Genomic DNA, 11,792 nt, shown 5'->3' with positions numbered 1-11,792 from the left:
CTGAAATTCAGCCAGGACGAAATAGTTGCCACCCCAAGGGGCAGGATCAGGCGTCTTCGTGATCGCTGATCAGCAGGTTGGCGGCAGCATAGGCAGCCTGTTCACGCAGCTCGGCGGGTACCCGCTCATCGGCGGCGACCGCGTTGAGGGCGCGAATAGTGGCGGCAATGGCGTTTGGCACATAGCCCTGTTCGCCGGAGCCAATCTGGTTATAGGCGATACGGATCGCTTCACAGCACTCATAAACCATCATGATTTGCTTCCTTGAAAGTAAAAAGGCGAGCAAATATAGCGGTTTTGCTCCCATTTTGTCAGTCTCGCGGTTGTAATTTGCGGCAAGCCCGTTAGTTTGATTACCCCCTTTTCCTGTTTCGGCCTCTTTGATGCTGCTCTCTTCGCGCAACTCACTGGCGATCTTTCTGACGCTGTTTGCACTTCTCGCCCTGACGCTCAAGGATGGCGCGGACAAATATCTGGTACTCCATGGCTACTCCGTGATGGAGATGGTCTGGTTTCGCTTCTTTGTTCCTTTCCTCGGTCTGCTGCTGTTGTTGCCAAGGCGCACCATGTCGGCGCTGCTGGCGGTGGATCGCTGGCTATTGTTGCGCTCGCTGCTGTTTCTGGTCTGTGCGTTGGTCTCGGTGATTGCGCTGGCCCATGTACCGCTCAACGTCTACACCATCATTTGCCAGCTTGGTTCGCTGGCCTTCGTGGTGGCGGGCGTGATCTTTTTCAGGGAGCGTCTGACCCGGACCAAGGTGGCGGCCGTGCTGTTGGGGTTGTTTGGCGTGCTGGTGGTGACCCATCCTGACGGGGGCGACGCGAACCTCTACTATCTGCTGCCACTGGTCATTGTACTGGCCAACACCGGCTACAACCTCATCACCAAGCTGGTGGATCCACGTTTGACCACCCTCGATATCCTGATCGTCACCTGCTTCATGCTGGGGATGGTGGCAATGGTCGCACTCTGCTGGCAGCCTGCACTGTGGCGCTACCCTGGGCTTGCTGACTTGCCCTATCTGCTGGCGCTACCAGTGGTGACCCTGCTCTCCCAATATTGCCTTATAAAGGCGATGCAGTATGCGCAGGCCTCTACTCTGGCGCCCTTCTTCTATTTCCAGATCTTTTTTTCTACCCTCTGCGGCTATCTGATGTTTGGTGAAATGCCGACCCTCAGTAGTATGGCGGGGTGTCTGCTCATCGTGCTGGCTGGCATAGTGGTCATCCATTCCCAGCGCCGGGCTCGAGTGCTGGCGCGGTCTGAGGCGGCGGAGCAGGTGTGACAGTTTGTACGAAACGAATTGTGTAAAAAACGGATCATGTAAAAGAAGCGGCCACAGGCCGCGATAAAAAACAGAGCGTGTTACCAGAAACAAAGAGGTGATGATGTTTACCGGAATTGTGCAAGGTGTGGCCGAACTGGTCGCCATCGAAGAGAGTGCTTCATTTCGTACCCACGTGATCCGCATGCCAAGCTTGGCGTGGGGGGAAGGGCTGGCCCTCGGCGCCTCGGTCGCTCACAACGGTTGCTGCTTGACCGTCACCCGGGTTGAGGGGGATCTGGTCAGCTTCGATCTGATGCAGGAGACTCTGCGTCTCACCAACCTCGGCCTGCTAAAGGTGGGGGACAAGGTCAATGTGGAGCGGGCTGCCCGCTTTGGTGACGAGATCGGCGGTCATGCCATGTCTGGCCATATCATCGGCATGGCAGAGGTTACCTCGGTGATCGACACCCCCAACAACCGTCAGGTGTGGTATCGCCTTGCTCCCGAGCTGATGAAATATGTGCTGACCAAGGGATACATCGGCATCGACGGCATCAGCCTGACCATCGGCGAGGTGCGCGAGCGGGAGTTCTGCGTTCACCTGATCCCCGAGACCTTGGCTCGCACCAACCTAGGTTGGGTCAAGGCTGGCTGGCAGACCAATATCGAGATCGATCCCCAGACCCAGGCCATCGTCGATACGGTGGAGCGGGTACTGGCGTCACGCGGGGGTCACTGAAAGGAAACGGCTCGGTGTTAATCGCCTCATAAGCAAGGGCCTGCAGTGTGCAGGCCCTTGTTATTTACATGGTGAAAATATCTACTCAACTTTTTATGACTCGCAGTCACAACATCTGCTCAGCTCTTTGCGACTTGCAGGCAAAACAGCTGTTCGGCCTTTTGTGACTCGTAATCAAAACAGTTGCTCGTCGTCTGCATCCACAAACAACTGCAAACAGTCGCGGGCTTCGTCGCGGTGAAGCCGCAGGTGGATCGGATTGCAACAGGCCATGCAATCTTCGTAAAACTCCTGATCACCCTGGCTGGCATCCAGCTCGACCCGGGTATGGTGACCGCAGTGGGGGCAGACGATGCGCTTGCTGGTGTACTCGATCATGATAACCTCCTCGGGCCCTGAGGCCGCCTATCTACCCTGATTCTAGTCGGGCTGCAGGGGGTTAACCGCGAGCAAACGCACGTTTATGACAGAGATCAAGCCTGAGGGATGGCAAGGTGCAACCGGTTGGACTGGTCGTGTGCGAGAGGAACAATCTGGTTGAGAATGACAGGTGAAAAGAGGGACATTGCCAACGGTTGTTTGGCAATCACAGGGGGCAGGAGCCCCCTGCGGGTATGAGAACGCGAGCGCAGCAAGGCAGCGATAGGCGCTACTTGACCCAGCTGGCCAACATGTCGGCATTCAGCTCGGCCAGCGAGCCGAGCTGGTAGTTGGCGATGGCCAAGCGTGGGTCACCCACTAAAGCGGGATCCGGCACGATCAGCGCTGTCATGGAGGCCGCCTTGGCCGCCAGCAGGCCGGTAAAACTGTCTTCGATGGCCAGACAATGAACCGGATCTACCCCCAGTTTCTCGGCGGCGTGGATATAGACATCCGGGTGCGGTTTGCCGAAACGCTCCACCTCTGCGGAGTGCACCGCCATAAAGCGATCGCGAATACCAAGTTTGCCGAGCACCGCTTCTACCATCGCAAAGGGGGAGGAGGTGGCCAGGCCCACTTTCAGCCCGCGGGCTTCGATAAGGTCGAGCGCCTCCAGCACACCTGCTTTGGCCTGACCTTCGGAGAGGATCAGGGCGTTGACCCGATCCAGAATGCGCTGTACCACCTCTTCCTGAGTTGGGCCGCTCCACGGGCGCAGGCGATACCAGTGGGCAACCAGCTGATCGATGCGCACGCCGATGGTCGATTCGCAATCCTCTACCGTGTGGGGGTGACCCAGTTCGGAGAAAACGGCGATCTGGGCCCGTTGCCAAAAGGGTTCCGAGTCGATCAGAACACCATCCATATCGAAGATCACGGCAGCTAACATCTTGTACTCCTGACAAATTTGAAGAGGGGATTATAAGCCTGACGGGGAAATGCAAAAGGGGCATTGCCATGCCCCTTGCGCCCGATCACATCGGCAAACGTTTGTTTTGCTGTGGCAAAAAAGCCCTTAGAACAGTACTTCGACCTTGGCGGCCACGGCTTTGGCTTTTTCCACCGCATCCTGGCAATCCGCTGCGCGGGCCAGCGCCACGCCAAGACGGCGGCGACCGGCGATCTCCGGCTTGCCAAATAGCCGCAGCTGGGCGCCCGGCACCAGTGCCAATGCCTCACCAATTCCCTGATAGCGGATATCCTGGCTGTGCCCTTCGCGCAGTACCACGGCAGAGGCACTCGGCCCGTACTGGGTGATGGTGCCGACCGGCAGCCCCAGAATGGCGCGCACATGCAGGGCGAACTCGGAGAGGTCCTGCGAGATCAGGGTCACCATGCCGGTATCGTGGGGGCGGGGGGAGACTTCACTGAACCACACCTCATCCCCCTTGATGAAGAGCTCGACCCCGAACAGGCCGTAGCCACCGAGGGCCTCGACTACCTTGGCCGCTACTTCTTTGGATCGGGCCAGCGCCAGTTCGCTCATCAACTGTGGCTGCCAGGATTCGCGGTAGTCGCCATCTTCCTGCCGGTGGCCGATAGGCTCGCAGAAGTGAATGCCATCGACGGCGCGTACCGTGAGCAGGGTGATCTCGTACTCGAAGGGAACGAAGCCCTCGACGATCACCTTGCCACGACCGGCGCGGCCGCCTTCCTGGGCGTAGGTCCAGCTCTCATCCAGCTTGGCGAGATCGCGCAGTACGCTCTGCCCCTTGCCGGACGAGCTCCTCACAGGTTTCACCACGCAGGGCAGGCCGATAGCCTCGACGGCGGCGACAAACTCCTCTTTGCTTTGGGCAAAACGGTAGGGTGAGGTGGGCAGACCCAGGGTCTCGGCGGCGAGACGGCGGATCCCTTCCCGATTCATGGTGAGCTGGGTAGCGCGGGCGTTGGGCACTACCTTGACCCCTTCTTGCTCAAGAGCAGCCAGCGTATCGGTGGCGATCGCTTCAATCTCGGGGATGATGAGGTCGGGTTTAACCTCGGCAACCAGGGCACGCAGGGCGTTGCCATCGAGCATGTCCAGCACGTGGGCTGCGTGGGCCACCTGCATGGCGGGGGCATTGGGGTAGCGGTCGGCGGCGATCACTTCGATCCCGAACCGTTGCAACTCGATGGCGACCTCCTTGCCAAGTTCGCCGGAGCCCAGCAGCAGGGCACGGGTGGCGCCGGGGCGGGTTGCGGTTCCAAACATACGATCTCTCCTGATGTCGATGGTCATTGTTGATGATCGCTATCGCACGAATAGCGGACAAAAAAAGAGGCACGCATGGCGTACCTCAGGAAACGGGTTTGTGAGCGCGTTGCTCCAGATGGGTCAGCAAGGTAATGGCACCAATGATGATGGCGGCGCCAAGCCACAGACGGCCGGGGGGCGCCCAGCCAAATACCAGCCAGCCCGCCAGCACGTTCATCGGCAACTTGGCAAAATCGAAAGGTTGTACGAAGGAGGCCTCCGCCACGCTGTAAGCGCGCGCGATGGACATCTGGGCCAGCGCCGTCAGCACGCCGGAGGCGGCTACCAGCAGCCATTGGCTCTCGCTCGGCCACTGCCACTCCGGCAGTGCCAGCATGACGTTGAACGGGGTACTGAAAATAAGCAGGTAGACCACAATGGTGTGGGATGATTCGTTGGCCGCCTGATAGCGCACCATCAGGGAGTAACCTGCCCAGAACAACGCCGCCGCCACCGGCAGCAGGGAAGCCCAGTTGAACTCGTCAGTCCAAGGGGCGAGGATCAGCATGGCGCCGGCAAAGCCCGCCAGGGTGGCCAGAATGCGGGTGCGGCTCACCTGCTCCTTGAGCAGCAGCGCGGAGCCTAGGGTGGCAAACAGCGGCGAGGTCATCAGCAGGGCGATCCCCTGCCAGATGGGGACGGGGTACGCCAGTGCCCAGAGCCAGAGCTGGATGCCGATCACTGCCAGCAATACCCGCAACAGGTGCAACCGGAACTGATTGGTCATCAGGGATTGGCGCAAGCCATGGCGAACCAGCCAGGGCAGCAGGCAGATCAGGGCGATCAGGTATTGATGAAAAGCGACCTGAGTCGATGGGAGGCCAAGCTTGAAGCTGACATACTGGCTCAGGCTGTTGACGGCGGCGAAGCAGAGTCCTGCCACCATCATCCAGACTGCACCGGCCAGAGGAGAGTGCCTGCGCGAGGGTATCATGGGATCCGGGTCGCTGGAAAAAAGTGCGGCGGATCATAACGGCAATCGTTTGTTCTGCCAAGGGTTGAAGCGCGGCCGCGGGGCTGGCTGGCGAGGAAGTGGCCTTGCATCAAAAATTTTGAACAAGTTGAGCATCTATTTTCGCTATCAGCAAATAAGCACAATGTTTAGAGTGACCTCCATCGACAGCAACGCTGTTCAACCGACAACCAAATGGAGTTTCACCATGGCCAATATCCTCGTACTCAAATCCAGCATCCTGGGTCAATATTCCCAATCCAACGCCCTGATCGACGGCTTCCTTGCCCAGCATCAGAGCGATACCGTGACCGTGCGGGATCTGGCAGCCCTCAACCTGCCGGTGCTGGATGGCGAGCTGGCCTCCGGCCTGCGCGGTGGTGACAACCTCAATGAACGTCAACTGGCGGTGATAGCCCAGTCCGACGAGCTGATCGCCGAACTCAAAGCGAGCGATCTGGTGGTGATTGCGGCCCCCATGTACAACTTCAACATCCCGACCCAGCTGAAAAACTGGATCGATCTGGTTGCTCGCGCTGGCGTCACCTTCCGCTACACCGAGACCGGTCCGGTCGGTATGGTTGAAAATACCCGCGCGCTGGTGATCAGCCCCCGCGGCGGCATGCACGTCGGCAGCGCCACCGATCTGGTCACTCCCTACATGCGTACCGTGCTCGGTTTCATCGGTATCAAAGAGGTGGATTTCATCTACGCCGAGGGGATGGGGATGGGCCCGGATGCCCAGAGCAAGGGGATGGAAGCGGCCAAAGCGCAGCTTGAGGCCTTGGCTATCTAAGGGCTCTCTCTATAAGGGCTCTTTATCCCGTCAGGGGTTATCTCTTCAAGGGGTTGCCCCGCGAGATACAAGAACGCAGCCATCAGGCTGCGTTTGTTTTTTGGCTAGATATGATTGCGACAGACGTTGCTGCTACAGAGAGTATCGCGGCAAGCGGTCGGTACAGACGTTCCGGCGGAGTCACTACTCCATCATAAAGCGGCGACAACCGCGCACCAGCAGCAATGCCACCGCGACCAGCAGGCCAAGCAAGAGGGTGGTCAGCCACTGTTCGGTACATTGTGGCAAGTGGGGCGTGAATAGGCTGATCATCAACAGGGTGCAGAGCGTGATCAACAGGCTCTGTCGGGTCATCAATATCATGGGGTCATCCTTGGTTTGCTCACCTGAAACGATTTTAATGCCCTCTTGTGACAGGGTGATGTATCCGTGCATCACTCTGTTGGGGCTCTTCAGACCATATCAGGTTTTTACCGCAGAGCCAGCGCCATCACTGGCGCTGTGATCCCGATCCCGCTAGCTCTCTTTATCTGAACTGTTTCTGCGCTGGCTGGTAGTGAAAATCGCCGCTGGCGAGCCGCGCTTCCAGTGCGGCCTGATCGATCTCCTGCGCCTTGCAGAGATCATCCAGATCGTCATAGCGATCACGCAGCTGCATATTGACGACGCTCAGCAGCATGTTGATGTCCATGGTGGCGAACTTTTTCAAATCCATGATTATTTCTCCCGATCCAGTGATTGCAGCTGCTCGATGGCGGCGCTGACGCTGTGCAGATGCTGGCGGATCGCCTCGCGGGATTCGCTAGGCAAATAGTCTGTCAGGGTATGTTGCCAGCTGCCCGCTTCACTCTTGAGCTGCAGGAAGAGGGCGAGCCCGGCATTGGTGAGGGAGACCAGGCTGATGCGTTTGTCCTGCTCGCTGCTCTCGGTGAAGATGATCCCTTTTTCGACCAGACGGCGGATCTCGCGGGAGATGCGCACCTTGTCCATGCCGCTCGCCTCGACCAGCTCTTTCTGGCTGATGGGGTAGTTGGGGCCGAGCACCATCATCAGGCGCCACTGCGGCACGGTCAGCTGGTAACGCTGTTCATAAAACTGTTCGAAGGTATCCCGTAGCATCTCGGCGGCATGTACCAACTGATAGGGCGGGTAGTGAGCGAGTAACGCTATGATTTTTGACATATTACACCCTGCTGTGACGGCTGCATAAGATGCAGTTTCTTTTGATACTTTGACATTGATGATACGAAACTCAAGCTGATTTGTCTGACCCAGTTGCGATGAAATGTGCGGTGGCGCACGCCCTCAAGGAAAAACCGGGTCTGACCGACGGGATTTTAAGCCAACGCTGTTCAGCCTTTACGCAACCAGATGAGGGCGTTCTGCTTGAGCCAGGCCTCGCGAGTGTGGATAGCGTAGAGCGCGGCCTCGTCGCGGCTACCCGCTTGCCAGCTTTGTGGCTCCTGTTTGGGCAGCTTGCGCTGACCCAGCAGGCAGGCCGGAATGTGCGGGTTGGCCTCGATGGCGACCAGCAGATGGGGCTTGGCTGCCTCGGCACCCTCGGTAGCAAAGACCATCAGTGCCTTGTTATAGAGCAACCAGCTGGAGGCTTCATCGAAGCGCACCAGCAGGGCGGCCAACGCCTGCCAATCCCCTTGCAGTGCATAGAGGCTGGAGAGGTTGTAGCGGCAACCCAGCTCATCGGCCACGCAGATTGTCAGCAGCGCTAGATACTCCGCTTTGGCCTCGCCCAGCTTGCCAAGGCGTAGCAGGCAGTCGGCGCGGCCGGCTCTGGCGGCCAGCAGAGGACGCAGCTCGGGGGCACTCCAGCCGTGGCCGGCGATTTGCTGCCAGAAGGCTTCATCAAACAGCGGAGTGGCATCGGCGATGATCTTCTCGAACCAGCCGAGGCGGGCCTGATGATCGCGGCAGCTGTCGGCCAGCTCGAACCAGGTCTGCCACTGCTGGGCCTGCTCGCCATTGAGGGTGACATCAGCGCTGGGGGCGGCCTGATACTGGTCGAGGTTGAGCAGCTGGTTGAGGGCGGTTTTCATATTCTGGCGCTGGCGTTTGCAGAACTCGACAAAGGGGAGTTCACTGGCGGCGGCGCTATAGAGCATCTGGGCCATCTGCTTGTCGCGAAACAGGCTCAGCTCGGCGGCCAGACTGAAGCGGTACTGGGTGGTCGGGTCGTTCAAATCCTTCGGCTTGGGCCAGGTGGCAAAACCCATGCTGAAGCCATAACACCATTGACCGAGGGGGTGGCTCTGTTCGAACACCTGCTCGGGGTTATCGCTGGGCAGGCGGCATTGGCTCGGCAGGGCCAGCTGGGCGTCGTCGGCCTGGGATTCCAGCTCGGCGATCAGGTGGTTGAGGGCTTCTGCGCTTTTTTCATCCAACTCGGCATCCTGTTCCAGCAGACCAGCCAGCGGGCGTTGCCAGTCAGGGCTTTCCGGCCCCACCAGACGAGCACAGAGAAAACCGTGCAGGGCCGGGTAGGTCATATCCTGATCGCTGTGGCTCTGGATCCATTGATTAAGATGGCGGGTACGAGTGGATGGGTTCATCGACAGTTCCTCTGGATTTGAACAGCCGCGAAGTCTACCTAAAAGTGGGGTTATTTGCAGCAAATGGCCGCCTGTTTGGCGATTTAATCACCATTGGCGGATAAGATAGGGGCGAAAGGGCGGCTCGTGGTGGCTTGGGGACTAGGCCGGATCACCGCTCTTGAGGTAACATGCGCGCCCATAGGGGCCATGTTCAGTTGGCCCATCCGGGTAATGAAAAAAGAGAGCACCATGATACAGATTGGCAAGATGAACACCCTCACCGTTGTTGAACTCGAAGACCGTGGCGCCTGGCTTGCGGCCGATGAGTACGGTGAACTGCTGCTGCCCAAGCGTCAACTGCCGGAAGGGGTGAAAGAGGGGGATAGCGTGCAGGTTTTCCTCTATCTGGATGCCGATTGCGAGCCGGTGATCACCACCGACAAGCCATTTGCCATGGTGGACGAATTTGCCGGTCTGAAAGTGGTCAATGCCAACAAGATTGGTGCTTTCCTCGACTGGGGCATGAAAAAGGATCTGTTTGTGCCCAGCCGTGAGCAGAACAAGCCGATGCAGGTGGGCCACGTCTATCTGGTGCGCCTGCAACTGGATAACGAAGGGCGCATGGTCGGCACCAGCCGCATAGAGCGTTTCCTGACCCCGGCCGGCAGCAACTTCAAGGTCGGTGACGAAGTGACCGCGCTGCCGGGGGAGCATTCTCCTCTAGGTATCAAGGTGATCGTCAACGGTCAGTATCCCGGCATGCTGTTCAAGAACGAGGTGTTTGGCCGGGTGATGACCGGTCGGCCGCAAACCGCCTGGGTCAAGCAGGTGCGCGAAGATGGCAAGCTCGATCTGACCCTGCAAAAGCCGGGTCTGGCGCGGGTTGATGACGCTGGTGAGCGCATTCTGAGCCGGATGAAAAAGCAGGGCGGCAGTCTGGCGGTGGGTGACAAGAGCGAACCCGAGCTCATCTACAAGCTGTTCAGCATGAGCAAGGGCACCTTCAAGAAGGCGATCGGCGGCCTCTACAAGCAGGGCAAGATTGTCATCGAAGATAACGCCATCACTCTGGTGGCCACAGAGACCGACTCGGCAGTGGATAGCGAATAAGATGCCGAGTCCCTGTGTTGGTCTCTGCAAGGCGAAAGATGGGCTTTGCCTTGGTTGTGGCCGTACCTTGACCGAGATCGGCCACTGGTCGGCGATGGATAGCAAGGCCCAGCTGGCGGTGATGGCCGAGCTGAATGGCTCGAAAAGCACCCACCGCTGTCCGGGTTGTGGCGAACCGGCCTATTGCGCCGTCTCTGCCGGTCAGACCATTGCGCAGTGCTGGTGCAGCCAGTTGCCGGTATTACCGATGCAGGAGGCCAGCGCTTGCTGGTGCCGCCGCTGTCTGGCCAAGGCCATCGCGGCTCAGGATTAGCAGAGAGCAGAAATAAAAGAGCATAGAAACAAGAAAGGCGCCGATGGCGCCTTTCTTATGCCTGCTGCTGGCGATGCCAGCGCACATGCACTTGATCTTCGGTCAGCAGACGGGGCAGCAGGAAGGTGGCGAAGATCACCTCAAACTCATCCTGATGATCCAGCAAACCGACCCACACTTCGACCCAGCGCTCCATATCGACCGGCTCACCCAGCTCGGTCGACCAGTCGGCATTGGGCAGAGTCGCCTCCACGGCGCCACGCTGCTCAAACTCCAGGGTGATGTCGACTATTTGTTCGGGGGCCAGCATATCGGCGGCCTGCTCAAGAAACTGATCATAGGCCCATTCGACCAGCTGATCCGGGGTACGCTGTTCCATGAAATCACTCCAGATACATCGAGGTTCGCTACTGTAACAATTATTGGCTGTGGCGGCCATACCAGTGCGCCGGGCGGGGCTGGCCTGTCCAAGTTGCCGTTGGGGGAGTATGGTTAAGGCGCGGATCATCTGGCAGGGAGTAAGGGGATGAAGCAGCGGGGACGGCGGCAACAGATCAAGCGACGGCGCGAGGCCTGGTGGTGGCACTATCTGCCGCTTCACCGCGAGACGGTGGGCGGCCATCTGGGCCCACCGGAGAAACCCGATGAGCCCTGAGGATCAGTCTGCCTGATGCACCCGATTGAGGGTGATCTGACCCAGTTGTCCCATCTGGCGGCGGATCCAGACCGAGCGCTTCTGCACATAGGGTGAAGGGGGCTTGACCCGATAGCGCCACGGATTGGGCAGGGCAGCAGCCAGCAGGGATGACTCGTAGCGGGTCAAGCGGCTGGCCGGTTTGCCAAAGTAGGTGCGGGCGGCGGCTTCGGCGCCATAGATGCCGGGGCCGAACTCCACGATATTGAGATAGACCTCGAGAATGCGGGCCTTGTCCCAACCCAGCTCCATCAGTAGGGTAAACCAGGCCTCCAGCCCCTTGCGCAGGAAGCTGCGATCACTCCACATAAAGAGGTTCTTGGCGGTCTGCTGGCTGAGGGTGCTGGCGCCGCGCACCCGCTCGCTGTGCTGGTTGTGTTTGAGCGCGGCGTTGATGGCATCCATGTCAAAGCCGTTGTGCTCGGCAAAGCGCTGATCCTCGGCGGCGATCACCGCCAGTTGCAGCTCCTTGGAGATGGACTCCAGATCCACCCACTCATGGCGTACCTGGGTGATCTTAGCGGGCGGAAAGAGGGCCCGCTCGATACGCCAGCTCCACATCGGCGGATCGATAAAACGCAGCAAGGCGACCGAGCCGACCGAGCAGAGCAGCCCGGCCAGCGCGATCTTGCCTGCCCACCTCAACACCCGGCGCCCAAGGGATGCAGATGGGCGCACGGGGGCCACGGCAGCAGGGTCTGACTCCCACTGATAG

17 protein-coding genes are annotated in these 11,792 nt (G+C 59.2%); 6 read left to right on the top strand and 11 right to left on the bottom strand.

All coding sequences use genetic code 11. The annotated features are described in order from the left end of the window. Positions 1–46: 46 nt before the first annotated feature. Positions 47–253: a YaeP family protein gene (locus tag I6L41_RS07080; protein ID WP_005336882.1), complete on the bottom strand. Its 207-nt coding sequence runs from the start codon at positions 251–253 to the stop codon at positions 47–49. 130 nt (positions 254–383) lie between these two features. Here I6L41_RS07080 and I6L41_RS07075 point away from each other — a divergent pair, with 130 nt between their 5' ends. Next, the gene (locus I6L41_RS07075; RefSeq protein ID WP_216962983.1) at positions 384–1,286 is read left to right on the top strand and encodes a DMT family transporter; all 903 of its coding nucleotides are present in this window, start codon (positions 384–386) and stop codon (positions 1,284–1,286) included. A gap of 103 nt (positions 1,287–1,389) precedes the next feature. Further along, positions 1,390–2,007, top strand: a complete 618-nt coding sequence (locus I6L41_RS07070) for a riboflavin synthase subunit alpha (protein ID WP_216963876.1) — start codon at positions 1,390–1,392, stop codon at positions 2,005–2,007. Positions 2,008–2,181: 174 nt separating this feature from the next. Here I6L41_RS07070 and I6L41_RS07065 read toward each other — a convergent pair whose 3' ends face one another. The 4 genes from I6L41_RS07065 to I6L41_RS07050 form a co-directional block, all read right to left on the bottom strand. Further along, positions 2,182–2,385 (bottom strand): CPXCG motif-containing cysteine-rich protein, encoded by a 204-nt coding sequence (locus I6L41_RS07065; protein WP_005336871.1) that lies wholly within the window; start codon positions 2,383–2,385, stop codon positions 2,182–2,184. A gap of 271 nt (positions 2,386–2,656) precedes the next feature. Then, positions 2,657–3,316, bottom strand: coding sequence for a hexitol phosphatase HxpB (gene hxpB / locus I6L41_RS07060; protein WP_042080854.1), 660 nt, complete (start codon positions 3,314–3,316; stop codon positions 2,657–2,659). 126 nt (positions 3,317–3,442) lie between these two features. After that, on the bottom strand, positions 3,443–4,621 hold the full coding sequence (purT, locus tag I6L41_RS07055) for a formate-dependent phosphoribosylglycinamide formyltransferase (protein ID WP_216962980.1): 1,179 nt from the start codon (positions 4,619–4,621) through the stop codon (positions 3,443–3,445). A gap of 85 nt (positions 4,622–4,706) precedes the next feature. Next, positions 4,707–5,597: a DMT family transporter gene (locus tag I6L41_RS07050; protein ID WP_069528158.1), complete on the bottom strand. Its 891-nt coding sequence runs from the start codon at positions 5,595–5,597 to the stop codon at positions 4,707–4,709. 226 nt (positions 5,598–5,823) lie between these two features. Here I6L41_RS07050 and I6L41_RS07045 point away from each other — a divergent pair, with 226 nt between their 5' ends. Next, positions 5,824–6,411, top strand: a complete 588-nt coding sequence (locus I6L41_RS07045; RefSeq protein ID WP_204383255.1) for an FMN-dependent NADH-azoreductase — start codon at positions 5,824–5,826, stop codon at positions 6,409–6,411. A 183-nt stretch (positions 6,412–6,594) separates the two neighbouring features. Here I6L41_RS07045 and I6L41_RS07040 read toward each other — a convergent pair whose 3' ends face one another. The 4 genes from I6L41_RS07040 to I6L41_RS07025 all read right to left on the bottom strand — a co-directional run bounded on the left by I6L41_RS07040 (position 6,595) and on the right by I6L41_RS07025 (position 8,978). Further along, on the bottom strand, positions 6,595–6,774 hold the full coding sequence (locus I6L41_RS07040) for a hypothetical protein (RefSeq protein ID WP_216962976.1): 180 nt from the start codon (positions 6,772–6,774) through the stop codon (positions 6,595–6,597). 163 nt (positions 6,775–6,937) lie between these two features. Next, complete coding sequence (locus I6L41_RS07035) at positions 6,938–7,126, bottom strand: DUF4250 domain-containing protein (protein ID WP_019445848.1); 189 nt, start codon at positions 7,124–7,126, stop codon at positions 6,938–6,940. A gap of 2 nt (positions 7,127–7,128) precedes the next feature. Next, entirely contained in the window at positions 7,129–7,593 is a 465-nt protein-coding gene (locus tag I6L41_RS07030; protein WP_005336856.1) for a MarR family winged helix-turn-helix transcriptional regulator, read from the bottom strand. A 170-nt stretch (positions 7,594–7,763) separates the two neighbouring features. Continuing rightward, positions 7,764–8,978, bottom strand: a complete 1,215-nt coding sequence (locus tag I6L41_RS07025; protein ID WP_216950856.1) for a UPF0149 family protein — start codon at positions 8,976–8,978, stop codon at positions 7,764–7,766. A 231-nt stretch (positions 8,979–9,209) separates the two neighbouring features. Between I6L41_RS07025 and I6L41_RS07020 the strand changes: the two genes are divergently transcribed. Both I6L41_RS07020 and I6L41_RS07015 read left to right on the top strand, forming a co-directional pair. Beyond that, on the top strand, positions 9,210–10,070 hold the full coding sequence (locus I6L41_RS07020; protein ID WP_005336853.1) for a S1 RNA-binding domain-containing protein: 861 nt from the start codon (positions 9,210–9,212) through the stop codon (positions 10,068–10,070). A gap of 1 nt (position 10,071) precedes the next feature. Continuing rightward, positions 10,072–10,383, top strand: coding sequence for a DUF1289 domain-containing protein (locus I6L41_RS07015; RefSeq protein ID WP_005360950.1), 312 nt, complete (start codon positions 10,072–10,074; stop codon positions 10,381–10,383). Between the two features lie 55 nt (positions 10,384–10,438). On the opposite strand, the gene I6L41_RS07010 is transcribed toward I6L41_RS07015, so the two are convergent. After that, the gene (locus I6L41_RS07010) at positions 10,439–10,762 is read right to left on the bottom strand and encodes an HI1450 family dsDNA-mimic protein (protein ID WP_005336851.1); all 324 of its coding nucleotides are present in this window, start codon (positions 10,760–10,762) and stop codon (positions 10,439–10,441) included. Positions 10,763–10,909: 147 nt separating this feature from the next. Between I6L41_RS07010 and I6L41_RS20820 the strand changes: the two genes are divergently transcribed. Continuing rightward, on the top strand, positions 10,910–11,038 hold the full coding sequence (locus tag I6L41_RS20820; protein WP_019445852.1) for a hypothetical protein: 129 nt from the start codon (positions 10,910–10,912) through the stop codon (positions 11,036–11,038). A 3-nt stretch (positions 11,039–11,041) separates the two neighbouring features. Here the strand turns inward: I6L41_RS20820 and mtgA are convergent, their stop codons facing one another. Then, positions 11,042–11,755, bottom strand: a complete 714-nt coding sequence (gene mtgA, locus I6L41_RS07005; RefSeq protein ID WP_103252217.1) for a monofunctional biosynthetic peptidoglycan transglycosylase — start codon at positions 11,753–11,755, stop codon at positions 11,042–11,044. Positions 11,756–11,792: the final 37 nt, after the last annotated feature.

The organism is Aeromonas sp. FDAARGOS 1411 (assembly GCF_019047125.1).
GTDB lineage: Bacteria > Pseudomonadota > Gammaproteobacteria > Enterobacterales > Aeromonadaceae > Aeromonas > Aeromonas veronii.
The sequence above is the reverse complement of the archived record's forward strand: the minus strand, read 5'-3'. Positions and strand labels throughout refer to the sequence as shown.

What these genes read in the sequence shown, in the direction of transcription:
- I6L41_RS07080 (WP_005336882.1), bottom strand. Translation starts at nt 253, where the DNA reads ATGATGGTTTATGAGTGCTGTGAAGCGATCCGTATCGCCTATAACCAG.
- I6L41_RS07075 (WP_216962983.1), top strand. Translation starts at nt 384, where the DNA reads ATGCTGCTCTCTTCGCGCAACTCACTGGCGATCTTTCTGACGCTGTTT.
- I6L41_RS07070 (WP_216963876.1), top strand. Translation starts at nt 1,390, where the DNA reads ATGTTTACCGGAATTGTGCAAGGTGTGGCCGAACTGGTCGCCATCGAA.
- I6L41_RS07065 (WP_005336871.1), bottom strand. Translation starts at nt 2,385, where the DNA reads ATGATCGAGTACACCAGCAAGCGCATCGTCTGCCCCCACTGCGGTCAC.
- hxpB (WP_042080854.1), bottom strand. Translation starts at nt 3,316, where the DNA reads ATGTTAGCTGCCGTGATCTTCGATATGGATGGTGTTCTGATCGACTCG.
- purT (WP_216962980.1), bottom strand. Translation starts at nt 4,621, where the DNA reads ATGTTTGGAACCGCAACCCGCCCCGGCGCCACCCGTGCCCTGCTGCTG.
- I6L41_RS07050 (WP_069528158.1), bottom strand. Translation starts at nt 5,597, where the DNA reads ATGATACCCTCGCGCAGGCACTCTCCTCTGGCCGGTGCAGTCTGGATG.
- I6L41_RS07045 (WP_204383255.1), top strand. Translation starts at nt 5,824, where the DNA reads ATGGCCAATATCCTCGTACTCAAATCCAGCATCCTGGGTCAATATTCC.
- I6L41_RS07040 (WP_216962976.1), bottom strand. Translation starts at nt 6,774, where the DNA reads ATGATATTGATGACCCGACAGAGCCTGTTGATCACGCTCTGCACCCTG.
- I6L41_RS07035 (WP_019445848.1), bottom strand. Translation starts at nt 7,126, where the DNA reads ATGGATTTGAAAAAGTTCGCCACCATGGACATCAACATGCTGCTGAGC.
- I6L41_RS07030 (WP_005336856.1), bottom strand. Translation starts at nt 7,593, where the DNA reads ATGTCAAAAATCATAGCGTTACTCGCTCACTACCCGCCCTATCAGTTG.
- I6L41_RS07025 (WP_216950856.1), bottom strand. Translation starts at nt 8,978, where the DNA reads ATGAACCCATCCACTCGTACCCGCCATCTTAATCAATGGATCCAGAGC.
- I6L41_RS07020 (WP_005336853.1), top strand. Translation starts at nt 9,210, where the DNA reads ATGATACAGATTGGCAAGATGAACACCCTCACCGTTGTTGAACTCGAA.
- I6L41_RS07015 (WP_005360950.1), top strand. Translation starts at nt 10,072, where the DNA reads ATGCCGAGTCCCTGTGTTGGTCTCTGCAAGGCGAAAGATGGGCTTTGC.
- I6L41_RS07010 (WP_005336851.1), bottom strand. Translation starts at nt 10,762, where the DNA reads ATGGAACAGCGTACCCCGGATCAGCTGGTCGAATGGGCCTATGATCAG.
- I6L41_RS20820 (WP_019445852.1), top strand. Translation starts at nt 10,910, where the DNA reads ATGAAGCAGCGGGGACGGCGGCAACAGATCAAGCGACGGCGCGAGGCC.